General features: G+C 67.9%; 20 protein-coding genes. 6 read left to right on the forward strand and 14 right to left on the reverse strand.

Features of this window, described 5'->3' with window-relative positions; genetic code table 11:
• Window positions 1-43: 43 nt before the first annotated feature.
• The 3 genes from prfA (at window position 44) to C8N44_RS12300 (ending at window position 2,910) form a co-directional block, all read left to right on the forward strand.
• Window positions 44-1,093, forward strand: coding sequence for a peptide chain release factor 1 (gene prfA / locus C8N44_RS12290; RefSeq protein ID WP_107976949.1), 1,050 nt, complete (start codon window positions 44-46; stop codon window positions 1,091-1,093).
• A gap of 1 nt (window position 1,094) precedes the next feature.
• Window positions 1,095-1,934: a peptide chain release factor N(5)-glutamine methyltransferase gene (gene prmC, locus C8N44_RS12295; protein WP_107976951.1), complete on the forward strand. Its 840-nt coding sequence runs from the start codon at window positions 1,095-1,097 to the stop codon at window positions 1,932-1,934.
• Between the two features lie 220 nt (window positions 1,935-2,154).
• Window positions 2,155-2,910, forward strand: a complete 756-nt coding sequence (locus C8N44_RS12300; RefSeq protein ID WP_107976953.1) for a DUF4167 domain-containing protein — start codon at window positions 2,155-2,157, stop codon at window positions 2,908-2,910.
• 16 nt (window positions 2,911-2,926) lie between these two features.
• Here C8N44_RS12300 and rsmA read toward each other — a convergent pair whose 3' ends face one another.
• From rsmA to lptF, 6 genes are all read right to left on the reverse strand, one after another.
• Complete coding sequence (rsmA, locus tag C8N44_RS12305) at window positions 2,927-3,769, reverse strand: 16S rRNA (adenine(1518)-N(6)/adenine(1519)-N(6))-dimethyltransferase RsmA (protein ID WP_107976955.1); 843 nt, start codon at window positions 3,767-3,769, stop codon at window positions 2,927-2,929.
• Between the two features lie 85 nt (window positions 3,770-3,854).
• Window positions 3,855-4,820, reverse strand: coding sequence for a 4-hydroxythreonine-4-phosphate dehydrogenase PdxA (pdxA, locus tag C8N44_RS12310; protein WP_107976957.1), 966 nt, complete (start codon window positions 4,818-4,820; stop codon window positions 3,855-3,857).
• Window positions 4,817-6,082, reverse strand: a complete 1,266-nt coding sequence (locus tag C8N44_RS12315; protein WP_244641071.1) for a peptidylprolyl isomerase — start codon at window positions 6,080-6,082, stop codon at window positions 4,817-4,819. The genes pdxA and C8N44_RS12315 overlap by 4 nt, the downstream gene beginning before the upstream one ends.
• Entirely contained in the window at window positions 6,070-8,211 is a 2,142-nt protein-coding gene (locus C8N44_RS12320; RefSeq protein WP_107976959.1) for an LPS-assembly protein LptD, read from the reverse strand. The genes C8N44_RS12315 and C8N44_RS12320 overlap by 13 nt, the downstream gene beginning before the upstream one ends.
• A complete protein-coding gene (lptG, locus tag C8N44_RS12325; RefSeq protein WP_107976962.1) occupies window positions 8,208-9,302 on the reverse strand; it encodes an LPS export ABC transporter permease LptG in 1,095 nt (364 codons plus the stop codon). Before lptG ends, C8N44_RS12320 begins: the two co-directional genes overlap by 4 nt.
• Window positions 9,299-10,426, reverse strand: a complete 1,128-nt coding sequence (lptF, locus tag C8N44_RS12330; protein WP_244641070.1) for an LPS export ABC transporter permease LptF — start codon at window positions 10,424-10,426, stop codon at window positions 9,299-9,301. Before lptF ends, lptG begins: the two co-directional genes overlap by 4 nt.
• Window positions 10,427-10,560: 134 nt before the next feature.
• Between lptF and C8N44_RS12335 the strand changes: the two genes are divergently transcribed.
• Genes C8N44_RS12335 through C8N44_RS12345 form a run of 3 tightly spaced genes read left to right on the forward strand, consistent with a single transcriptional unit; the run spans window position 10,561 to window position 12,938 of the window.
• Window positions 10,561-12,027, forward strand: a complete 1,467-nt coding sequence (locus C8N44_RS12335; RefSeq protein WP_107976967.1) for a leucyl aminopeptidase — start codon at window positions 10,561-10,563, stop codon at window positions 12,025-12,027.
• Between the two features lies 1 nt (window position 12,028).
• Entirely contained in the window at window positions 12,029-12,493 is a 465-nt protein-coding gene (locus C8N44_RS12340) for a DNA polymerase III subunit chi (protein ID WP_107976969.1), read from the forward strand.
• On the forward strand, window positions 12,486-12,938 hold the full coding sequence (locus tag C8N44_RS12345) for a GNAT family N-acetyltransferase (RefSeq protein ID WP_188758717.1): 453 nt from the start codon (window positions 12,486-12,488) through the stop codon (window positions 12,936-12,938). The genes C8N44_RS12340 and C8N44_RS12345 overlap by 8 nt, the downstream gene beginning before the upstream one ends.
• On the opposite strand, the gene C8N44_RS12350 is transcribed toward C8N44_RS12345, so the two are convergent.
• The 8 genes from C8N44_RS12350 to C8N44_RS12385 all read right to left on the reverse strand — a co-directional run bounded on the left by C8N44_RS12350 (window position 12,935) and on the right by C8N44_RS12385 (window position 21,953).
• Window positions 12,935-13,516, reverse strand: coding sequence for a retropepsin-like aspartic protease family protein (locus tag C8N44_RS12350; protein WP_107976971.1), 582 nt, complete (start codon window positions 13,514-13,516; stop codon window positions 12,935-12,937). The two genes, C8N44_RS12345 and C8N44_RS12350, sit on opposite strands and share 4 nt — an antisense overlap.
• A gap of 57 nt (window positions 13,517-13,573) precedes the next feature.
• Window positions 13,574-14,200 (reverse strand): MarC family protein, encoded by a 627-nt coding sequence (locus tag C8N44_RS12355; protein ID WP_107976973.1) that lies wholly within the window; start codon window positions 14,198-14,200, stop codon window positions 13,574-13,576.
• Between the two features lie 55 nt (window positions 14,201-14,255).
• A complete protein-coding gene (locus tag C8N44_RS12360; RefSeq protein ID WP_107976975.1) occupies window positions 14,256-16,121 on the reverse strand; it encodes an ABC-F family ATP-binding cassette domain-containing protein in 1,866 nt (621 codons plus the stop codon).
• A gap of 188 nt (window positions 16,122-16,309) precedes the next feature.
• Complete coding sequence (locus tag C8N44_RS12365; RefSeq protein WP_107976978.1) at window positions 16,310-17,851, reverse strand: alanine/glycine:cation symporter family protein; 1,542 nt, start codon at window positions 17,849-17,851, stop codon at window positions 16,310-16,312.
• Window positions 17,852-17,867: 16 nt separating this feature from the next.
• A complete protein-coding gene (locus tag C8N44_RS12370) occupies window positions 17,868-18,305 on the reverse strand; it encodes a universal stress protein (protein ID WP_107976980.1) in 438 nt (145 codons plus the stop codon).
• 324 nt (window positions 18,306-18,629) lie between these two features.
• Window positions 18,630-19,595, reverse strand: a complete 966-nt coding sequence (locus C8N44_RS12375) for a glucokinase (RefSeq protein ID WP_107976982.1) — start codon at window positions 19,593-19,595, stop codon at window positions 18,630-18,632.
• Window positions 19,596-19,600: 5 nt separating this feature from the next.
• A complete protein-coding gene (locus tag C8N44_RS12380) occupies window positions 19,601-20,920 on the reverse strand; it encodes a GH1 family beta-glucosidase (protein ID WP_107976984.1) in 1,320 nt (439 codons plus the stop codon).
• 7 nt (window positions 20,921-20,927) lie between these two features.
• Window positions 20,928-21,953, reverse strand: a complete 1,026-nt coding sequence (locus C8N44_RS12385) for a LacI family DNA-binding transcriptional regulator (RefSeq protein WP_107976986.1) — start codon at window positions 21,951-21,953, stop codon at window positions 20,928-20,930.
• Between the last annotated feature and the right edge of the window lie 84 nt (window positions 21,954-22,037).

Below are 22,037 nucleotides of genomic sequence, written 5' to 3' on the forward strand. Positions count from 1 at the left end.
GCGGGCATCTTGACCGCCGCGCGGGCTTGGGCGACAGAGCCGCATGGTTCCTCAGGACAGACTTCAGCAGATCAAGGAGCGCTTCGGCTACGTCGAGGCGCGGATGTCGGAAGGCTCGGGCGATATCGCCGCGCTTGGCCGGGAATATGCCGATCTGCGGCCCGTGGTGGCCGTGATCGAGGATTGGGAGCAGGTGCAGGCCGAGATCGCCGAGGCCGAGGCCATGCTCGACGATCCCGAGATGAAGGCGCTGGCCGAGGAAGAGCTTCCGCAGCTGCGAGCGCGCCTGCCCGAGCTTGAAAGCGCAGTGCAGCTTGCGCTGCTGCCCAAGGATGCCGCCGACGCCAAGCCCGCCATGCTGGAGATCCGTCCCGGCACGGGCGGCGAGGAGGCGGCGCTTTTCGCGGGCGACCTGGCCCGCATGTACCAGCGCTACGCCGAGGCGCGCGGCTGGCGCTGGGAGGTCGTCGAGGAGCAGGCGAGCGAGCTGGGTGGCGTGCGCGAGCTGGTGGTTCGGATCGCCGGGGACGGCGTCTTTGCGCGGCTCAAGTACGAATCCGGCGTGCACCGCGTGCAGCGCGTCCCTGAGACGGAATCGGGCGGGCGCATCCATACCTCGGCGGCGACTGTGGCGGTGCTTCCCGAGGCCGAGGAGGTCGACCTGAAGATCGACCCCAACGACCTGCGCATCGACACCATGCGGTCGTCGGGTGCGGGCGGGCAGCACGTGAACACCACGGATTCGGCGGTGCGGATCACCCATGTGCCCACCGGGATCGTGGTCACGAGTTCCGAGAAATCGCAGCACCGCAACCGCGAGATCGCCATGCAGGTGCTGCGCGCGCGGCTCTTCGACATGCAGCGGCAGGAGGCGGATTCGGCGCGCAGCGCGGACCGCAAGGCGCAGGTCGGATCGGGCGACCGCTCCGAGCGCATCCGCACCTACAACTTCCCGCAGGGGCGGCTGACGGATCACCGGATCGGTCTCACGCTCTACAAGCTCGACCAGGTCATGGCGGGCGATCTCGACGAGATCATCGACGCGCTCACCTCGGAACATCAGGCCGCGCAGCTGGCCGAGATGTCGGGCTGAGATGCGCGGGAGTTCCGTTCTGGCAGATGGCATGGTGCGGTTGACGGCGGCAGGGATCGAGGACCCGGCCCGCGACGCCCGCCGGCTGCTCGCGCTGGCGCTCGGGGTTTCGCCCGCCCGGCTGACACTGGCACTTGGCGACGAGATCGGCCCGGAGGTGGCAGAACGCTTCGAGGACCTGATCGGGCGCCGCGCGGCGCGTGTGCCGGTGAGCCACCTGACAGGCCGGCGGGCCTTCTGGGGGCGCGATTTCGCGGTGACGGGCGATGTCCTCGACCCGCGGCCGGAAACCGAGGTGCTGGTCGCTGCGGCGCTGGAGGGGCCTTTCGAGAACCTGCTGGATCTGGGCACCGGGTCGGGCTGCATCCTGCTGACCCTGCTGGCCGAGCGCCCGCAGGCGCGGGGAACGGGCACCGACCTCAGCGGCGCGGCCTTGCAGGTGGCCGCGCGCAACAGGACGGCGCTGGGTCTCGAGACGCGGGCAGAGCTGCTGGAGGGCAGCTGGTTCGATCCGTTGCCCGCGGGCAGGCGCTACGATCTCGTGGTCTCCAACCCGCCCTATATCGCCGCGTCGGAGATGGCGGGGCTCTCGCCGGAGGTGCGCGGCCACGAGCCCGAGATGGCGCTCACCGACGGTGGCGACGGGCTCGAGGCCTATCGCGCGATCGCCGCGGGCATCGGCGGCCGTATTGCCCCCGGGGGCCGGCTCTTGACGGAAATCGGGCCGACGCAGGGCAGCGCCGTGGCGGGGCTTTTCGGCGATGCGGGTTTGCGCGATGTCCGGGTGCTGCGCGATCTCGACGGTCGGGACCGCGTGGTCGCGGCGGCGGCCCCTCGCTGAACGGGGCGAATTCTCCGTAGAAACCAGAGAGAATCGCCGCTTTTCTCTTGTCACATGCCATTCGCTGTGGTTAGTCAGGGGCCATCGAGGCGGTGGATGGCCAAGCGCCGGTCCCGCCCGACACCAAGCCGAACATGGATGTGACCCACCACTGCGGTGCGAGACATGCACCATAACACGGTCACACACAGCAGTCGCAACCAAGGCTGGACTACGAAATATGCGTTCTTCCAAATCTCGTTCGCGGTCCAAGAACAACCGCAACCGTAACTCTTCGCTGGGCAATGTCGTCAACCGCGTGTTCGACAGCAGTGGCCCGGAGGGCAAGGTGCGCGGTACGCCGCAACAGATCATCGACAAGTACAATCAGCTCGCCCGCGATGCGACGCTCGGCAACGACCGCGTCGCCGCCGAGAACTTCCAGCAGCACGCGGAGCACTACCTGCGCATGCTGGGCGAGGCGCAACGCGAGCAGGAGCAGCGCCGCGAGCAGCAGGAGCGGGAAAACCGCGAACGCCAGTCGCAGCGCGACCGCGAGCGCGCCGATCGCGAGGCCCGCGAGGCGGAGAAATCCGACGGCAACAGGTCCGATCGCGGCGACAAGGGCGACCGGCAGCAGGGCGGCAATGACGGTTCCTCGGACAACGCCCCGCGCAAGCAGCCCGAGCCCGCAGCCCAGGAGGCGCCCGCGCAGGACGTGATGGATCTCGGCAACGAGGAAGAGACCGGCCTCGTCGAGACCCCCGAGAACCGCGCCGAGCCTGCACCCGCGTCCAAGCCGCGGCGCAGCCGCGCCAAGCCGAAGGCCGAACAGCCCAAGGGCGAGACGGCCGAGGGTGATGCGCCCCAGGCGCAGGCCGAGGAAAAGCCCAAGAAGCCGCGCCGCAGCCCGCGCAAGAAGGCCGAGCCCAAGGCCGACGGTCAGCAGGACGGCGGAGAGGCCCCCGGAGAGGCCAAGCAGGACGCCGCCGAATAAGGCGGCGCCCTGGCGCTCAGCCCGCGGCGACGTTGCGGGCGAGCGCGCAGAAGGCCTCGATGCCCACCTGTTCGGCCCGCTCGGTAGGCTTGATCCCCGAGGCCAGAAGCCGGTCCTCGATGTCCGGCGACAGCCCCTTCAACGCCGCGCGCAGCATCTTGCGGCGTTGGTTGAAGGCCATGGCCACCACGCGTTCCAGAATCTTCGGATCCGCCGGGAAGCGCGGCTCGGGCAGCGCATCGAGCCGGACCACCGCCGACGACACCTTGGGCGGCGGCGTGAAGGCCTGCGGCGAGAGATGCATGACGATCTGCGCCTCGGTCCGCCATTGCGCAAGCACCGCGAGCCGCCCGTAGGCCTTGCCGCCGGGCTGTGCCACGATGCGCTCGGCCACCTCGCGCTGGAACATGAGCGTCAGCCGGTCCCATGCGGGCGGCCAGGTGGGGGGCGTGAGCCAGCGCACCAGCAGCTCGGTGCCAACGTTGTAGGGCAGGTTGGCGCAGATGGCATAGGGCGGCTCGAGATGCTCGGCCGGGTCCAGCGCCAACGCGTCGCCCGAAATGACCTCCAGCCGGCCGGGATAGGCCGCGGCGATCTCGGCCAGCGCCGGCAGGCAGCGGGGGTCCTTTTCGACCGCCAGCACCCGGCGCGCGCCCGAGGCCAGAAGCCCCCGCGTCAGACCGCCTGGGCCCGGGCCCACTTCGAGCACGTCCTTGCCGGAAAGATTCCCCGCGCTGCGCGCGATCTTCGCGGTCAGGTTCAGGTCCAGCAGGAAGTTCTGCCCCAGCGCCTTGCGCGCGGTCAGCCCGTGGCTGGCGATGACATCGCGCAGGGGGGGAAGATCGTCGATGCCGCTCATGCGCGCCTGTCCTGCTTCTTCTTGGTTCAAATATTCCGGGGGAGTCGCGGCGCAGCCGCGGCGGGGGCAGAGCCCCCTTGCGCCCTCAGCCGCCGGACATCGCCCATGCGAGCTTAAGCGCCTCCAGCGTGGACGTCACGTTTGCCGCACCTTGCCCCGCGATGTCCAGTGCCGTGCCGTGGTCGGGCGAAGTGCGCACGAAGGGCAGACCCAGCGTGACGTTCACGCCGCGGTCGAAATCCAGCGTCTTGATCGGGATCAGCGCCTGGTCGTGGTACATGCAGAGCGCGGCATCATAGCGCGTGCGTGCGGCGGAATGGAAAAGCGTGTCTGCCGAAAGCGGGCCCGCGATCTGCATGCCTTCCGCGCGCAGCTTCTCAAGCACCGGGGCGATCACCTCGATCTCTTCACGGCCCATGCGACCGCCTTCGCCCGCGTGAGGGTTCAGACCGGCGACGGCGAGGCGGGGCTCGGGCAGGCCGAAGCGGTCGCGCAGCGCGGCGTGGGTGATCCGGATGCGCCGCTCCAGTAGCTCGGGCGTGAGCGCGGCAGGGACCTCCGAGACGGGGATGTGGATGGTGAGCGGCACCACGCGCAATTCGGGCGATGCGAGCATCATCACCACGTCCTCGACGCCCGCAAGCTCGGCCAGGAATTCAGTATGGCCGGGAAAGGCAAAGCCCGCGCCCTCGGCCAAGGCCTGCTTGTGGATTGGCAGCGTGCAGAGCGCGGAGGCGGCGCCCTGCTGCACCAGCTTCACGCCGATCTCGATGGCGGCGATCGTACCGCGGGCGTTGGCGGGATCGAGCCTGCCGGGCACGCGCGGGGCGTCAAACGCCAGCGGATGCACGCAGAGGCCTTCGTTGGCGCGGGAACTTGCCTCGGACGGATCCTCGCAGATCACGTGGGGAACGCTGCCGGGCAGGTGGTCGGGGGCGCCGATCCAGAGGAAGGGAAGGCGGCCCCGCAGCGCGTCCCAAGCGGCTTCAGCCAGTTCGGGGCCGATGCCCGCGGGGTCCCCGCAGCTCAGCGCGACGGGGGCCTTGGTCATTGGTCGACGATGCGCGCGTCGGAACGAAGCTGGGCGAGGTAGCCATCTGCGAGCGTGCTGAGACGCTGGTTGCGCAGGCTCATCGCGACCTGGCTGCGGTCCTGCTCGCCGTCACCTGCGCCCGCGCCGGTGGAGCGTCCGCAGAGCATCAAGAACATCAGCGTCTGCCCGTCATTGCGGGTGATCGCGGTCGAGACCTCGCCCGGATCGAGCTTGCTGAGCTCGATGGCCATGTCGGTGGGCAGATCGCCGACCGGCACGCTTTCACGGCGCAGCACCTCGGCGGGCTGGCCCTTGGCGACGCCGTAGAGGTCGTCGCAGCGGTCGACGCGCTGTTCCAGCACGCGGGCGCGGGCGAGCGACTCGGGCGAGCGGCCGCCCGGCATGAAGTAGGCGGCGTATTCGACGCCGGTGATCTCGGGCGCGGTGTAGCCCGCCTCCTCGATGTCGCGGAGCTGGAAGAGCGCCACCGCGCCTTCGAGCGGCAGCGGATCGGTTACCTCGCCCGGCGAGAGGCCGAGCAGGATCGGGCGCAGCTGCGCGGGCAGTTCGCTGAGGTTGCGCCAAGGCAGGCGGCCGCCGTTTTCTCGCGAGGCGGTGGCGGAGTACTGCCGCGCGGCGGAGGAGAACTGCGAGGTGGAGGTGAGCTGCGAGATCCGTTGGGCACGGGCGCGGACTTCGTCTGCGTTGCCCTGCTGGATCGGCATGATGAGCTCGGAGAGAAGCACGCGGACGTCGGAGCTGCCGCCCTGCGGGGTGAGCGCGCGGTCGATCTCGGCCTCGCCGACCTGGGCCTGCCCGCCGAAACGCCCCTGAACCACCTGACGCCAGGCGATGCCGGCGCGGACGAAGTCGCGGAAGGTCTCGATGGCGACGCCGCCCTGCTGGAGGGCCTGGTTGAACTGCTCGGCGCTGAGATCGGCGCGGGAGGCGAACTCGGCCATGCCCTCGGCGATCTCTTCCTCGGTGACTTCGATTCCCATCTCGCCGGCGGCCTGCATGCGCAGGCGGTCGTCGATGAGCTGTTCGCGGGCCAGATCCTCCGGATTGCCGGGGGCGTTCAAGAGGGTCAGCATGCGCGCACGCTGCTGAAGTTCGTAGCCGGTGATGACGCGGTCGTTGACCGTGATCGCGGGGCTGAAGAGCCCCTGCTGCGCGCTTGCCGGGACGGCTGTTCCGAGAAGGGTAGCCGTGGCGGTGCCGGCGGTCAGGGCGGCGGTCGCTGCCATGGCGCAGAGCGCGTGACGGATCATTGCGGACATGTGCGTCGGTACTCCTTGCCGCTGCCGTCGGTGCCAAAGCCCTTCAGCGCGACGGTCAGGCCAAAATCAGTGGAGGGTTCCACGTTCTCGGAGGAGGCATATCGGCGGGTCGCCGAGAATTCCACCTCGATGCATTCGTTGCGGTATTGCAGCCCCAGCCCGAACCGGTCAAGCCGGTCGTCCGCGAGGTCGTAGCGGGTCTCTGCCGAGGTGGTCCAGTTGCGGCGCACCCGGTAGCTGCCATCGAAGGTCCATTCTGACTGGGCGTCGCCGCGGCCTTCGTCGGGGTCCGAGACCAGCAGCAGATAGGACGCGCCGAGGTCGAGCCGGTCGTTCTGCCATTCGGCGCGAGCTTCGGCCTTGGTGAAGGAAAGGCCGTCGAGCAGCCCCCGGGCCATGAGGTCGAGCCCGGTGGGGTAGCTGAAGCTTGCCGCGAGCAGCCAGTCAGAGGCGTCGCCGTCGAGACCCGAGGAACGGGTGAAGGCGGGGTCTTCCCCGTCGTGGAGCACGCGGCCGAGGGTAAGCCCGGTCTGCCAGCCCGCGGGCGCGCGGTGCAGCATGCGCAGGCCGGTGGCGAGCGTGGTGCCGTGTTCGCGCCGGTCGCCGGCGGGAAAGCGCGAGAGTGCCAGAAGGTTGCCCTCGTCGAACTCGGCACGGGTGCTTTCGTCGTTGGCGATGTTGGGGCGCTCGCCGCCCGTCCAGCCGACCTGAAGAAGTGGCTCCAGCAGCGTGCGGCCCCCCTGCGCGCCGCGGCGCAGCAGCGGCCAGCGCAGCTCCACGGAGGCGCCGGGGGTCAGGGCACTTGCGTCCTCGTCGCTGGTGGCATCGTCCTCGATGGCGTAGCGGTCGGCCCAGAGCTGAAGCTGTGCGCCGGCGCGCAGGCCGGCAGGCAGGGTCCAGCGTTCGCGCCAGCTCATGTCCACCCCGACACGCGCCACGTCCCGCCCGTCGACGAGGTCGTCCTCGTCGGGGCCGTCGTAGGGGTAGGAGGAGTAGCGGTGGTGCGAATGGATCGTGCCGCCGAGCCGCAGCTCGCCCGGCAGGCCGGAGGGGAAGAGGCGGCGTTCGTATCGGATGTCGCCCACGATGGCGGGCTGGGTGTCGTTCTCTTCGTCTTCGCGCAGGGATTCGTAGTGCACGATGCTGGCCCGCAGCAGGCCGCTGTCGCGGGCGCGTACGAGTTCGACCGCGCTGTCGAGACGGTCGGTGCTCGAATAGCCGTAGTCCGAGAGGTAGCCGTAGTCCTGTACCGTCTTGAGGTTGAAGGAGAGGTCGAAGTCGTTAGGCAGCTCGAATTCGCCCTCGGCGAAGAGGTAGGCGCGCAGGTCGTTGTTTTCGAGCGTGTCGCGGGAGACGGCGCCGTTCAGTTCGATCTCGCCATGGGCGAAGGCCCGGCGGTAGCGAAATTCCATCGTCGTTGTCTTGCGCGACAGGTAGGGCGTCAGTGTGATGTCCTGATGGTCACCGATGGGGATGAAGTAGGGGACCTTGACCCCGAAGCCCAGCAGCGTGGAACTGCGCAGGCGGGGGATCAGCACGCCGCGGGCGCGGGTGACGGTGGGATCGGGAAGGCGCAGGCGGGGCACGTAGAGCACCGGAAGGTCCAGCACGCGCAGGGTGGCGTTGTCGAAATAGAGCTGGCGTTCCTGCTGGTCGTGCACGACGCGGTCGGCGCGGATCTGCCAGAGCGGCACCTCGTTGGCGCCGCAGACCTGACAGGAGGAGACGGCGACGCGGTTGAGCTCGGTGTAGCGGCCCTCGGCGCGGCGGGCCTCGACCGCGGCGAGCTGAAGCTGGCGGTCGAGCACGAGGCGAGCGCCGGTGAGGATCCCGTTCTCGAGGTCCTGATCCAGTTCGGCGGTATCGGCCAGAAGTACCTCGCCCTGGGGGCCGGTGATGCGGATCGGGCCCTGGAGTTCGAGGCTGTCGGCGGCGCCGTCGTAGATCACACTGCGTGCGGTCAGGCGGGTCTCCTGGTAGAGGATCTCGACATTGCCCTTGGCCACAAGGCGTTCGTCGCCCTCGACGAAGAGGTCGTCGGCCACCAGCAGGGCGGCGTCGTCTTCCTGGGCAGCGAGGGGGGCCGCGAGGAGGGTCAGCAGAAGGGCGAGGGTGGCGCGGAGAGTCATCCGTCCTCCATCTGAAGGACAAGTCCAAGTGCGAGAAGGACCGAGGCGACCGGTGGCACCCAGGCAGCGAGCAATGGCGAAAGCTGGCCGTTTTCGCCCATGACCTGGGCAAAGCTGCGCACGTAGTAGAGGCCGAAGCCCAGCAGCACGGCCGAGAGGATGGCAAGGCCGGTATGGCCGAGCCGCGCGGGGCGCATGGTGAAGGCGGCGCCGATCAGGACCATGGCGAGCAGGAAGACCGGGCGGGCGAGCTCCATCTGCAGCCAGACGAGATGGCGCCGGGCCGAAATGCCGGCGTCCTGAAGGTCGGTGATGAAGGCGGGCAGGTTCCAGACCGAGATCGAGGCCGGGTTGCCGAAGCGGTCGCGGATGCTTTCCTGCGTGAGCGTGGAGGGGATGCGCAGGGTCTCGTGCCGTTCGGATGAAGTTTCGGGGTTGAGACCCGCGGCCAGCGGCCAGGCCTTGGCGTCGGTCAGGGTCCAGCCGTCCTGGTCGAGGCTGGCCTCTGCCGCGTGGATGCGGCGGACCGGCCCGGCCTCGGGGGCGTAGGCGATGAAGGTCACGTCGTAGAGCACCGAGGCGTCGCCGTTGGCGCGGGCGGCGCGGATCACGGTCTGGCCCTGCGGATCACCCTGCCGCAACCAGAGCCCTTCGGAGCCGATCGAGAGCACCGATCCGCCCCCCGAGCGGTAGGCCTCGAGCTGTTCCTGGTAGTGTTTCGATGTGGTCGCGACGAGGGGATTCATGACGCCGACGATGAGCACGCCGATGATGAGCGCGACGGTCACCGGCCCGGCCAGAAGCGTGAGGCCCGACCGGCCCGAGGCACGGGTGACCACAAGTTCCGAGGAGCGCGACAGGCCGATGAAGAGCGAGATCGTCGCGAGGATCATGACCAGGGGGATGATCTGGTAGAGCCCCTCGGGCGTCTTGAGGAAGGTCATGCGGATGACCTGGGCAAGGCCCACCCGGTCATCGAGCCGGCGCAGGAGTTCTGTGAAGTCGAGCAGGAGCTGGAACGTGGCGAAGACCGCCAGCAGGGCGAGGAACATCCACAGGAAGCGACGGGCGAAATACCGGTGCAGGATCATGCGGGATCCTCGGCCGGCGCCCTGCCGGGGCGGAAGGGGGCGGCGGCCCTGCGGATGAGCAAAAGCGCGACCGCGAGCCCGACGACGCTGGGCAGGTAGGCGAGCGGCCAGAGCTGACCGTTGTCGTGGACCGGATCCGCGACCGCGCTTTCGACGAGCTTCACCAGCACCAGAAGTGCGATGCCCATCACGATCTGGCGGGTGGCGCCGAAACGGGAGAAGCGCCCGCTGATCATGGCGGCGTGGCCGATGAGCACCGCGACAAGGCAGAGAAACGCGGCCTCGAACCTGAGGTGCACGGCCTCCCAGACCTCGGTCAGGCGTTCTCCGGTTTCCTCGGCGATGGTGGTGGGGCTCATGAGCATTTCCCAGGTCGGCACGCTGTCCAGCTCGCGCTCGTCCCCGTCCGAGGGCACGATGAGACCGGAGATGTCGTAGGTGAGGTCCTCGAAGTTGGTGGTCGAGAGACGTTCGTTGTCGGCGGTGTAGACTTGGGCGAGGCCCGCCACCATGACCAGCTTGGGGCCTGCGTCGTCGCGCAGCAGGTAGGCGCGTTCCGCGGTGTAGGTTGTGACCTGGTTGGCAGTACGGCGGTCCGAGAGCAGGACGTCGCGCAGTTCGCCCTCTTCGGTGATGGCACGGATGTAGAAGGTCACCCCGCTCGTGGGGTGCAGGAAGGCGCCCTCGCGCAGGATACGGGCGCTGAGCGAGGTCGATATCTCCTGCTCGCGGTCGCGGAGCTGGGCATAGGAAAGCGGCACGAGAAGATGGGCGAGGATCGACATGATGAGCATGAGGATCAGCCCGAAGGCGAGGACGGGGCGAGTGAGGCGCCAGGGCGAGTAGCCGGTGGCCTGAACCACCGTCAGCTCGGAGTCGCCCGACATGCGGTTCACCACGTAGATCGCCGCGGCAAAGCCAGCCATGGGAAGCACCAGCGCGATGACCGAAGGCAGGGAGAGCATGCTGAACTCGAGAAACACGCCGGCGGAATGGCCGTCGGCGATGAGCCTGTCGAAGAGCACGACCGCGCGGTTCACCCAGTAGATCGCGACGAGCACGAGGGAGAAGAATCCGAACAGCATCATGAGTTGCGACAGCATGTACCTGTCGAATCTCTGCACGTGACATCCCCCGAGGCTTTGGTGGACGGACACTAGCCGATGGCGCCGGGGGGGAAAAGCGGGCTCTGGTCAAGCAGCGGCTGCGGGGCTAGGTCTGGTCGGGACGAAAAATCAGAGCAGCGAGGAAGAATGCCATGACGGATCTGCGCAAGGTGAGCTTCGGGGTAGTCGATCTCGACGGACTGGCCGAAGCCGGGGGGCGCATTGCCGCTCTCTGCCCGGCAGAAGTCAAGATGAGCCCCGGCCTGCGCCGCCTGAACCGGCTGACCAAGGGCGCCGTGGAACGGGCGCTGCAGAGCGAGGCCTGGGGCGAGCTGAAGCAGGGCGACGCGATGAGCCTCGCCTATCCGGCCGGTGTCGCGGCCGAAGGGATTGACCTCGTGAAGCTGGAGCGCCGCGCCGATGTGGCGGATTCCCGCAAGGCGGGGGCCAGCATCGCCAAGGCCGCCGGAGACAAGGCGGTGACGCTGATCGCCGAAGGCGTGGCGCGCCCCGCCGAGATCGCCATGGGGCTGGTGCTGCGCAGCTACCGCTACACCGCCCAGAAATCGCAACCGGCGGATGTGCCGGCCGACGCCAGCGTGATGTGCAAGGACCCCGAGGCCGCCACCGGCGCCTTTGGTCCGCTTCTGGCGCAGGCCGAGGGCGTGGTCTTTACCCGCGATCTCGTGAGCGCGCCGGCCAACGTGCTGACCACCACGACCTTCGCCGAGGAACTGGTGGCGCTGGGCGAACTGGGCGTTGAGGTCGAGGTCCTGGACGAGCCCAAGCTCGTGGAGCTTGGCATGCGGGCGCTGCTGGGCGTGGGGCAGGGCTCGGAAAGCCCCTCCAAGGTGGTCGTGATGCGCTGGAAGGGCGGCACGGGCGCGCCGTTGGCGCTGGTCGGCAAGGGTGTCGTCTTCGACACCGGGGGCATCAGCCTCAAGCCCGCCGCGGGCATGGAAGACATGACCATGGATATGGGCGGCGCGGGCACCGTCGCGGGCGTCATGAAGGCCGTGGCCACACGCAAGGCCAAGGCCAATGTGACGGGCCTTGTCGGGCTGGTCGAGAACATGCCCGACGGGCGCGCGCAGCGTCCGGGCGACATCGTGAAGACCATGAAGGGCGACACGGTCGAGATCATCAACACCGACGCCGAGGGCCGGATGGTTCTGTGCGACGTGATGTGGCACGCGCAGGAGGCCGAGAAGCCCGCCGCCATGGTCGATCTTGCCACGCTCACCGGGGCCTGCGTGATCGCGCTGGGCCACGAGAATGCCGCCGTTTATTCCAACGACGACGGTTTTGCCGAGGACTTCCTCAAGGCGGCCAAGGCCGAGGGCGAGGGCGCCTGGCGGATGCCGCTGGGCGAGGCTTATGACGCGATGCTGAAATCCGACAAGGCGGACTTCAAGCACGTGGGCGGGCGGCCTGCGGGATCGATCACCGCAGCGCAGTTCCTCAAGCGCTTCGTGAAGGACGATGTGCCCTGGATCCACCTCGACATCGCGGGCGTGGCGCAGGTCGCCGCAGACACGGCGCTGGCGCCGAAGGGCGCGACCGGCTGGGGCGTCATGGCGCTGGACCGGCTTGTGCGCGACCGCTTCGAACAGGAGTGAGATGGGCGCGGCCTACTTCTATCACCTGACCCGGCGCCCGCTGGAGGCGACGCTCCCGCTGCTGCTGGAGCGGTCGCTTGCCGCGGGCTGGCGGGTGGCGGTGCGTGGCGTGGACCCCGCGCGGATCGACTGGCTGGACGAGAAGCTCTGGCTGGTTGCCGACGAGGGATTCCTGCCGCACGGCGTTGCGGGCGGAAAGCACGACGCGGATCAGCCGGTGCTGCTGACCACGGGGGCCGAGGCGGGAAACCGCCCGGCCTGCGTCATGGCCATCGACGGCGCCGAGGTGGCGCCGGAAGAGGCCAAGGTGCTGGAACGGGTCTGCATCCTGTTCGACGGTCACGATACGGAGGCGGTGCAGCACGCGCGCGGTCAGTGGAAGACGCTGACCGCTGGCGGCGTTCCGGCGCAGTACTGGTCCGAGGAATCGGGCAAGTGGGAAAAGAAGGCCGAGCACGGTGCCTGAGGCGGCGCGTATCAGGCTGGCCGAGGCGGGCGATCTGCCCATCATCGAAACCATCGTCTCGGCGGCCTACGGTCCCTACGAGGCACGGATCGGCGTGCGGCCCGGGCCTCTCGACGATGACTATGCGGGGCCGATCGCAAGGGGATGGGTGCATGTCCTGGAGGCGGAAGAGCCCTGCGGGTTCGTCATCCTGATCCCGCAGGAGGATGCGATGCTTCTCGACAATGTGGCGATCCTGCCTGCGGCGCAGGGGCGGGGCTTCGGCGGCATGCTCATGCGCTTTGCCGAGGCACAGGCGCGCGCGGCGGGCTTCACGCACATCCGGCTTTATACGCATGAGAAGATGGTCGAGAACCGGGCACTCTACACCCGGATCGGCTATGTCGAAACGGGGCGCAAGACCGAGCGGGGCCTGGCGCGCGTCTACTTCGAAAAGCCGCTCTAGCGTTCGAGCACCATGCGGTTGTCGGCGATTTCGACCCGGCTGAACTGCTGCAGGTAGCTCATCCCCAGCAGGGACTGCGACATCTCTCCACCGTTCACGAAAGCCCGGACATTGCGGTCGGCGAAGGGACCGATGGACACGCTGTCAAGCGTGACGGGCGCGGTGGCAACTGCGCCATTTGCAGTCATCGCTTCGGAGAAATACGAAAGCTCGTCAGGGTCGATCCCGGCGCGGCGGGCATCGTCGCGTGTCAGCACCAGAACACTGGCGCCGGTGTCCACCACGAAGCGCGTGGGCGTCCCGTTCACGTCGACCGTCGCGTAATAATGTCCGTCCGGACCGCGGGGCAGCTCGATCCGGCCCTCCTGCGCAAAGACCGCCTGTTGCGGGGCCACGGTGGCGCGGATGTCGTCCCAAAGACCGACGGCGGCGATCACCCCGAGGAAAATCAGCCCCCAGAGCGCAAGGTTGCGCATGTTCTGGCCCAGCCGGGCCCGGTCGGTGATCACGAACCATATCACCAGCGCGCCCCCGAGAAGGCCGAGATAGGCCAGGCTGGCGATCTGGTCTCCGGTCATGCGCTCCCTCCGCTCATGCCCTGAAAGATAGGGCCGCGGGCGATGGTTTCACAGGGTTCAGCCGCCGGCAAAGCCGAAATCGCGCAACCCGTCGAGCACGAACTGGACCGAGAGCGCCGCAAGCAGCATGCCCAGCAGCCGCGTCACGACGGTGATGCCGATGCGGCCCAGCAGGCGTTCGATCATTCCCGCAGAAAGGAAGAACGTCATCACGACGGCAAGGCAGGTTGTCATGATGCCAAGCACGCCTGCCATCTCGGCCGGGCCCTCGGCGCGCCCCATGAGAAGGATCATCGTGGCGATGGCGCCGGGGCCGGCGATGAGCGGGATGGCGATCGGAAAGACCGAAGGATCGGGATAGTCCTCCTCGGCCTCGTCGGCCTGTCCCGCGCGGCGCTTGGTGCGCCGCTCGAACAGCATGTCGAGCGCGGTGAGGAAAAGCAGGATGCCGCCTGCGATGCGGAAGGCGGGCATGGATATGCCGATGAAGCCCAACACCGCCTCGCCAAAGAAGGCAAAGAGCGTCAGCAGCGCCAGCGCGACCAGACAGGCCCGGATCGCCACGGCGCGGCGGTGGGCCGCGTCGGTGCCGGCGGTCAGGGCGATGAAGACAGGTGTCAGGCCCACGGGGTCGATCACCACGAAAAGCGTGGCGAAAGAGGTTATCAGGAAGGCGCTGTCCATGCCGGCGGGGTAACGGCAACGCGCCGTCCTGTCCAGTTGGCGCGTGGCCGATGGCTCAGGCGCTCTCGGCGCTCTCGAGCTTTTCCTGCGCCTTCATCCAGAGCCCTTCGGCCTTTTGCAGCCCTTCCATGACCTCGGCGTATTTCTTGTTCCAGACCTCGAGCTCGCCCACGCGGGTGTCCTCGTAGAGCGTCGGATCGGCCAGCTTTGCGGCGAGCTTTTCGCGCATCTGCTCGATCTTGGTGACGCGCTCCTCGCACTTGCGCACCTCGGCGCGCAGTTCGAGGATGACCTCGCGCGGGGGGCGCTTGGGCTTTTCCGGGGTCTTGTCGGCGGCCGCCGTGGTCTGCTTGGTCGGGCGGCTGTCGGTCAGCAGGAACTGGCGGTAGGTTTCGAGATCGCCGTCGTAGGGCGCGACACTGCCGTCGGAGACCAGCCACAGCCGATCGGCCACGAGGCTGAGCAGGTGCATGTCGTGGCTCACGAGGATCACTGCGCCGGAATAGGCGTTGAGCGCCTCGGTCAGCGCCTCGCGGCTTTCGATGTCGAGGTGGTTGGTCGGCTCGTCGAGGATCAGCATGTGCGGCGCGTCGAGCGTGGCCAGAAGCAGCGACAACCGCGCCTTCTGGCCACCCGACAGACGCCCGACCTCGGTTTCGGCCTGCGCGGCCTGAAGACCGAAGCTTGCCAGCTGCGCGCGCAGTTTCGCGGGCGGCGTGCCGGGGCGTTCGCGCTGAAGGTGCTGCAGCGGGGATTCGTCGAGATGCAGCTCGTCCACCTGGTGCTGGGCAAAGTAGCCCACGCGCAGCTTGGAGGACCGGGTCATCTTGCCGTCCATCAGGGGCAGCCGGTCGGCGAGCAGCTTCGAGAGCGTCGACTTGCCCTGGCCGTTGCGGCCCAGAAGAGCGATGCGGTCGTCCTGGTCGATGCGCAGGTTCAGCCGGCGCAGCACCTCGGTCTTGCCGTAGCCGGTGACGCCGCCTTCGAGCGCCACAATGGGGGGCGACAGCTCCTCGGGCTGGGGGAAGCTGAAGACGCGCTTGGCGGCTTCTTCGGGCGCCGTCACCATGTCCATGCGTTCGATCATCTTCAGGCGTGCCTGCGCCTGCTTGGCCTTCGAGGCCTTGGCGCGGAACCGGTCGACGAAGCTCTGAAGGTGGGCGCGGCGCGCCTCCTGCTTCTTGGCGGTGGCGGTGGCCTGGGCGCGCTTTTCGGCACGCTGGCGGGCGAACTGGTCGTAGGGCCCGTTGTAGAGCGTGAGCTGCCGGTCCTCGAGATGCAGGATCGCGCCCACCGCCCGGTTCAGCAGCCCGCGGTCGTGGCTGATGACGATGACCGTGTGCGGGTAGCGCGAGAGATACCCCTCGAGCCAGAGCGCACCTTCAAGGTCGAGGTAGTTGGTCGGCTCGTCGAGCAGCAGCACGTCGGGCTGGGCGAAGAGCACGCCTGCAAGCGCCACGCGCATGCGCCAGCCGCCCGAGAAATCCGACACCGGCCGCGCCTGCGCCGCCTCGTCGAAGCCCAGCCCCTTGAGGATCGCCGCGGCGCGCCCCTCGGCGCCCCAGGCGTCGATGTCGGTGAGCCGCGTCTGGATCTCGGCGATGCGATGCGGGTCTTCGGCTGTCTCGGCCTCGGCCATGAGGGATGCGCGTTCGGTGTCGGCCTCGAGCACCGTCTCGACGAGGTTCAGCCCGGTGGCGGGCGCCTCCTGCGCGACGCCGCCGATGCGGGCGCGCGGGGGCAGGGTGATCTCGCCGCCATCAAGCGGCTGTTCGCCCCGGATAAGCCGGAAGAGCGTGGTCTTGCCCGCGCCGTTGGGTCCGACGAGGCCGACCTTGTGGCCGTCGGGAATGGTCGCGCTGGCGCCCTCGAAAAGGGGACGCCCGGCGATGGAATAGGAAATGTCGTCGATCCGCAGCATGCGCCGCCTCTAGCAGGTTGCCGGCCCCGGGGGAAAGGGCAAACGGGGCGGCTTCTTCGTGGCAGAAATATTCCGGGGGAGACGCGGCGCAGCCGCGGCGGGGGCAGAGCCCCCGTTGCTTGCCATTTGCCACGAAAAACCCCCGCCGGCATGACCGGCGGGGGCGGTATTCTTGCAGGGCGCAGATCCTACTTGAACTTCTTGATCTCGCCCGTCCGAAGCCGCTCGACATAGGAGCCGAGCTCTTTTTTCACGATGGGCATCAGCAGGTAGAGGGCGATCACGTTGATGACCGCCATCGAGAAGAGCATGGCATCCGAGAAGTCGATGACGGGCCCGAGGTTCGCAGCCGCGCCGATCACGATGAAGAGGCAGAAGATCACCTTGAAAATGTTCTCCTTCATCGCCCCTTCGCCGAAGAGATACGTCCAGGCCTTCAGCCCATAGTAGCTCCACGAGATCATGGTCGAAAAGGCGAAGAGTACCACCGCGATGGCGAGCATTGCCGGGAACCACGAGAAGCTCTGGGCGTAGGCGGCCGAGGTGAGCTCCACGCCGGAGACGCCGCCCTCGGTCTCGATCTGGCCGGCTTCCGCGTTCCAGATATACATGCCCGTCTCGGGGTCGATGTTGAGCACCCCGGTGATGACGATGACGAGTGCTGTCATGGTACAGATCACCACGGTGTCGATGAAGGGTTCCAGCAGGGCGACGTAGCCCTCGGTCACTGGCTCCTTGGTGCGAACGGCCGAGTGGGCGATGGCGGCCGAGCCGATCCCCGCCTCGTTCGAGAAGGCCGCCCGACGGAAGCCCTGGATGAGCGCGCCGGTGAAGCCACCGGCGACGCCGAGTCCGGTGAAGGCACCCTCGAAAATCTGGCCGAAGGCCCAGCCGATCTCGTCGAAGTTACGCAGCAGGATGATGATCGAGACGACGATGTAGAAGATGCCCATGAAGGGGACGACCTTCTCGGTCACCCGCGCGATCGACTTGATGCCGCCGACGATGACGATGCCCGTCACGACGGCCAGAACGGCGCCGGTGATCCAGCCCGGGTATTCCCCGAGCACGCCGGAAAGCTGGGCGTGGGCCTGGTTGGCCTGGAACATGTTGCCGCCGCCGAGGGCGCCGAGGATGGTGAAGATGCAGAAGATCACCGCGAAGATCGAGCCGCCCTTGAGCCCGCGCTCGGCGAAGCCCTTGGTCATGTAGTACATAGGGCCGCCCGAGACGCGCCCGTCGGGATACTCGTTGCGGTACTTCACGCCGAGCGTGCACTCGGTGAACTTGGTCGCCATGCCAAAGAGGCCGGCGATGATCATCCAGAAGGTGGCACCCGGCCCGCCGATGCCGACGGCCACCGCGACGCCCGCGATGTTGCCGAGACCCACGGTGCCCGAAAGCGCCGTGGCCAGCGCCTGGAAGTGGCTGACCTCGCCCGCGTCGTCGGGGTCGGAGTAGTCGCCCTTCACGAGCTTGATGGAATGCACGAAGCCCTTGAACTGGATGAAGCCGAAGTAGCCGGTGAAGATCAGCGCGGCCACCACCAGCCAGAGTGCGATCCACGAGAAGTTGGTGCCGGGCAGATCGGCGAAGATCAGTGCGACGTACCAGCCGGTATAATCCGCGAAGATCTGGTTGATGGTCTGGTCGAGCCCCTGCGCCGCCGCCGGACCGGCGGAGAGGAGGGCGGCCGCCAGAAAGGCGGCGGCAATGGGAAGCTGCTTCATGATGCTGCCTTTCCGGTCAGGGGACGATGACTGTGGGTACCGGTGCGATCTGGGCGAGACCCAGAGGAACCGATCCGAAGACGCGCGAGGAAACGGAGTTGCGGCCCGAGCGACCGACGAAGATCATCGCGGCCTTCTGGGCACCGGCGATCTCGGCGATGATCTCGACGACCTGCCCGTAGCGGATTTCGCCGGTGCAGGTGACGCCGGCCTTTTCGATCTCGGCGATGGCGGGTTCGAGGATCACTTCGCGGGCGCGCGAGATCTCGTCCTTGCGGCGGCCGTGCCGTTCCTCGAGCTCTTCCGGCGTCAGGAAGGAGTATGGAGACCATTCGAGCACGTGCACGATGTGCAGCGCCGCGCCCTCCTTTCTTGCCCGTTCCAGCGCGTAGGAGAGCAGCGAGCTGTCCTCCACGCTGCCTTCGTAGGCCACGACGAATTTTTCTGAAGTCATCGGCTTGCGTCCCCTTGTTGATGTCGTTCCTGGGTTCTTTTTGGTCTTTCGCCGCTCCTTGGGCATGTGCGTTGATCGACGTTGGCGCGGAACGGGGCGTGCGTCATGGATTCTGGGGCACGCCCCGGAATTCCGCCGGAAGATGAACCATTTTTCTCACAACTGCCGCAAAAGTAGACAGGAGCGAGTCCTGTTATAGCCTTGGTTGCGCGGTTTTGAGGAAAGGTCAGGGTTCCGGAGCCGGAAGTCCGGAGGGCAGACACGAAAGGGCGCCGCCCGGAGGCGACGCCCTTCTTTCGATTGGCTGACGGTTGGTGCCTGCGCCTACTGTGCCGCGCGCATCTCGGCGAGGTGGGCGGCGCAGCCGGTGAGGGCTGCGTAGTCGTCGGTCACGAGCCGCACCGGGAACTGGCGCATGAACTCGGAGAACCGGCCCTTGTCGCAGAAGGCGGCTTCGAACCCGTTGGTGGCAAGATGCGGCGCGAAGTGGCGTGCGACGCCACCGATCAGGTAGATGCCGCCGAAGGGCAGGGTGATGAGCGCGAGGTTGCCCGCCGCGCGGCCCAGGAAGCGCACGAAATGCGCCACCGCCTGCGCCGCGAGCGGATCGGTCGCGACACTCTCCATGATCGCGGCGGCGTCCTTGGGGGCGGCCCCGGCCTCGGAGGCGAGCCAGGCGTAGAGATGCTCGAAGCCGCGGCCCGACAGAACCTCTTCGAGGCCGGGCTGGCCGTGGTCGTGTTCCAGGTGATCGCGCAGGAAGGCCATGAGGCGCAGCTCCTCCTCGCTCTGGAGGGGCAGGGTGACGTGGCCGGATTCCGACGGTGGCACGAGCGTGCGGTCACCGAGGCGGAAGACCGGGGCCGCGTTCATGCCGGTGCCGACGCCGATCACGAGGCGGGCGGCATGGGGGCTTGCCGGCGCGCCGGGCAGGATGTCGGTGACCTCGGCTTCCGGGATGTGACCCAGGGCATGCCCCTGCGCCTGAAGGTCGTTCAGGACGGTGACGGTTTCCGCCCCGGTGGCGCCGCCGATCAACGTGCGGTCGATTTCCCAGTCCCGGTTGGTCAGGTGGCCGTGGCCGTCGCGGACCGGACCGGCCACCGCCACGCTGGCAGCGGCGGGCGTCGCGCCGGTTTCCGTGATGAAGGCGCGCAGGACGGCCGCGAGGCTGTCGTAGCTGTCGTTGCGGAACTTGCGCACGCTTTCGGGCAGGAGCACGCCGTCCTCGGCTAGCGCGACGCGGGTATTGGTGCCGCCGACGTCGGCGACCAGACAGCTCTCGCTCATGCGGTTCAGTCCTTCAGGGCCTTTGCGAGCGCGTGGTACGAGGCTTTGGGCGTGCGTGCAAGGCTGTCGAAATCGACATGCACGAGGCCGAAGCGCTTCTCGTAACCGAGCGACCACTCGTAATTGTCCATGAGCGACCAGATGTAATAGCCGTTCACGGGCACGCCCTCGTCCAGCGCGCGCTTCACCGAATGCATGTGATCGTCTAGGTAGTCGATGCGCGGCTGGTCGTTCACCGCGCCATCCTCGATCACGTCGGGCGAGGCGAGGCCGTTCTCGGTCACGTAGAGCGGCAGGTCGCCGGTGTATTCCTTGGCGGTGCGGGTGAGGAAGTTGTAGAGCCCCTCGGGATAGATTTCCCAACCCATGAGGGTCTTGGGCAGCGGGCCTTCGACCTCCTGCAGGTGCGGCCAGGGTTCGTTATTGGCGGCGATGACCTTGCGGGTGTAGTAGTTGATGCCGCACCAGTCGACCTTCTGGCTGATGAGGGTCATGTCGTCCTGCCAGTTCGCGGGCATGTGCGGCTCCAGCCCCTCGAGCACGTTCTTGGGGTATTCGCCCTTGAAGACACCGCCCAGGAACCAGCGGTTGTAGATGCCGTCGTAGCGGTCGGCGGCGGCGCGGGTGGCCTCGCTGTCATCCGCTGGCGTGGACCATTCGAAGTTGAAGACGCCGCCGAGGTTCTGGACGCCCAGCCCGCGCATGACCTCGATCGAGCGCCCGTGGGCGAGCAGGACATGGTGCATGGCGCGTGCGGTGGCGCGGATGTCGCGGATGCCGGGGGCCTGCAGGCCCATGAAGTGGCTGAGCCAGGCCACGCACCAGGGTTCGTTGATGGGGGCCACGGAATACATCCGGTCGCCGATGCGCGACATGATGGTCTCGGTGAACTCGGCGAAGTGGTCGGCGATGTCGCGGTTGCGCCAGCCGCCCTTGTCGGCGAGCGGCGAGGGCAGTTCCCAGTGGTAGAGCGTGGCGCAGGGCTTGATCCCGCGTTCGAGCATGGCATCGGTCAGCCGGTCGTAGAAATCGAGCCCCCCGGGGTTCACGGTCTTGCCGTCGGGCATGACCCGCGCCCAAGAGGTCGAGAAGCGGTAGCAGTCGAAGCCTGCCGCGGCGACGAGGTCGAGGTCGGATTCATACCGGTGAAAGTGGTCGCAGGCCACGGCGCCGTTCTCGGCCCGGACGACGTTGCCCGGCGTTGCGGCGTAGTCGTCCCAATGGGTGCGCCCCGCGCCGCCGTAGGCATGGCCCTCGATCTGGTAGGACGAGGTGGCGGTGCCGAAAAGGAAACCTTCGGGGAAATCGGACCTGCGATATTTCATGAAATCCTCAAATGGGGGCTGGGCCGGTGGAGGCACCGAGAATGAACTCGGCCTCCATCAGGCGGGTGGGTCTTGGCGCCTGGGGCGCCGCGATCATCGAAAGGAGCATCTGGGCGGCGTGGCGCCCGGCGTCGCGCACGGAGGAGCGCGTGGCGGTGAAGATCGGCACGTCGGCGCCGTTCTTCATGTAGCCGAGGTCGTCGTCGTGGGTGACGATCGACACGTCGCGCCCGGGCGCGAGGCCGAGATCCTGCGCCGCGCGGCGCACGCCGATGGCGGCAATGAGCGAGGAGACGAGGAAGGCGGTGGGCGGCTCGGGGCCCTCGAGAAGGCGTCGCGCGACCTCGTGGCCGTAGAGCTCGGTCATCTCGCCCGCGCACATGGTGGCGGGGTCGGGGGCGAGGCCGCGGGCGGCCAGCGCGGTTTCGTAGCCGAGCCTGCGGCGCCATGCGAAGTCCATGTCCTCGTGCCCGTTCACCAGCGCGATGCGGCGGTGGCCGAGGTCGAGCAGGTGGTTGGTGGCGCGTTCGAAGGCGCGTTCGCTGTTGCTGTCCACCCAGGCGTAGGGGGCTTCGATCCGGGTGGCGCGGCCGTGCACGACGAAGGGCATCCCGAGGTCGTTCAGCAGGGCGATGCGGCAGTCGTCGAGGCGCGGGCCGTGCACGACCATGCCGTCGACGTTGCCGCGCGCGCGGATCGAGCGGTAGAGATCCTCTTCGCCCGCTTCGCCCACGAGGCTCATCACCATGTCGTAGCCGGAGGCGGCGTAGACCTCGCCCGCGCCGGCGATGAAGTCGCCGAAGACGGGGTTCACCATCTGGTGGCGGTCGGAGACGGGAATCACATGGCCGATGGCCATGCTGCGCCCGGTGGCGAGGCCCTTGGCGCGGGAATTGGGACTGTAGTTGAGCTCGCGTGCGGCGCGGATGACACGCTGGCGTGTGTCCTCGCTGACCTCCGGATAGCCGTTCAACGCGCGGCTAACCGTGGTCTGGGACAGCTGGAGGTGCTCGGCGAGCTGGCGGAGGTTCATGGCACCTCGATTCAAAGCGCTTTCAATTCCGGCGACGTTACACGCAAAACATGTGCCCGGAAAAGAGGCTTCGACGGTAGACCT

Source organism: Allosediminivita pacifica (assembly GCF_003054175.1).
Taxonomy (GTDB): Bacteria; Pseudomonadota; Alphaproteobacteria; order Rhodobacterales; family Rhodobacteraceae; genus Allosediminivita; species Allosediminivita pacifica.

What these genes read in the sequence shown, in the direction of transcription:
- prfA (WP_107976949.1), top strand. Translation starts at nt 44, where the DNA reads ATGGTTCCTCAGGACAGACTTCAGCAGATCAAGGAGCGCTTCGGCTAC.
- prmC (WP_107976951.1), top strand. Translation starts at nt 1,095, where the DNA reads ATGCGCGGGAGTTCCGTTCTGGCAGATGGCATGGTGCGGTTGACGGCG.
- C8N44_RS12300 (WP_107976953.1), top strand. Translation starts at nt 2,155, where the DNA reads ATGCGTTCTTCCAAATCTCGTTCGCGGTCCAAGAACAACCGCAACCGT.
- rsmA (WP_107976955.1), bottom strand. Translation starts at nt 3,769, where the DNA reads ATGAGCGGCATCGACGATCTTCCCCCCCTGCGCGATGTCATCGCCAGC.
- pdxA (WP_107976957.1), bottom strand. Translation starts at nt 4,820, where the DNA reads ATGACCAAGGCCCCCGTCGCGCTGAGCTGCGGGGACCCCGCGGGCATC.
- C8N44_RS12315 (WP_244641071.1), bottom strand. Translation starts at nt 6,082, where the DNA reads ATGTCCGCAATGATCCGTCACGCGCTCTGCGCCATGGCAGCGACCGCC.
- C8N44_RS12320 (WP_107976959.1), bottom strand. Translation starts at nt 8,211, where the DNA reads ATGACTCTCCGCGCCACCCTCGCCCTTCTGCTGACCCTCCTCGCGGCC.
- lptG (WP_107976962.1), bottom strand. Translation starts at nt 9,302, where the DNA reads ATGATCCTGCACCGGTATTTCGCCCGTCGCTTCCTGTGGATGTTCCTC.
- C8N44_RS12335 (WP_107976967.1), top strand. Translation starts at nt 10,561, where the DNA reads ATGACGGATCTGCGCAAGGTGAGCTTCGGGGTAGTCGATCTCGACGGA.
- C8N44_RS12340 (WP_107976969.1), top strand. Translation starts at nt 12,029, where the DNA reads ATGGGCGCGGCCTACTTCTATCACCTGACCCGGCGCCCGCTGGAGGCG.
- C8N44_RS12350 (WP_107976971.1), bottom strand. Translation starts at nt 13,516, where the DNA reads ATGACCGGAGACCAGATCGCCAGCCTGGCCTATCTCGGCCTTCTCGGG.
- C8N44_RS12355 (WP_107976973.1), bottom strand. Translation starts at nt 14,200, where the DNA reads ATGGACAGCGCCTTCCTGATAACCTCTTTCGCCACGCTTTTCGTGGTG.
- C8N44_RS12360 (WP_107976975.1), bottom strand. Translation starts at nt 16,121, where the DNA reads ATGCTGCGGATCGACGACATTTCCTATTCCATCGCCGGGCGTCCCCTT.
- C8N44_RS12365 (WP_107976978.1), bottom strand. Translation starts at nt 17,851, where the DNA reads ATGAAGCAGCTTCCCATTGCCGCCGCCTTTCTGGCGGCCGCCCTCCTC.
- C8N44_RS12370 (WP_107976980.1), bottom strand. Translation starts at nt 18,305, where the DNA reads ATGACTTCAGAAAAATTCGTCGTGGCCTACGAAGGCAGCGTGGAGGAC.
- C8N44_RS12375 (WP_107976982.1), bottom strand. Translation starts at nt 19,595, where the DNA reads ATGAGCGAGAGCTGTCTGGTCGCCGACGTCGGCGGCACCAATACCCGC.
- C8N44_RS12380 (WP_107976984.1), bottom strand. Translation starts at nt 20,920, where the DNA reads ATGAAATATCGCAGGTCCGATTTCCCCGAAGGTTTCCTTTTCGGCACC.
- C8N44_RS12385 (WP_107976986.1), bottom strand. Translation starts at nt 21,953, where the DNA reads ATGAACCTCCGCCAGCTCGCCGAGCACCTCCAGCTGTCCCAGACCACG.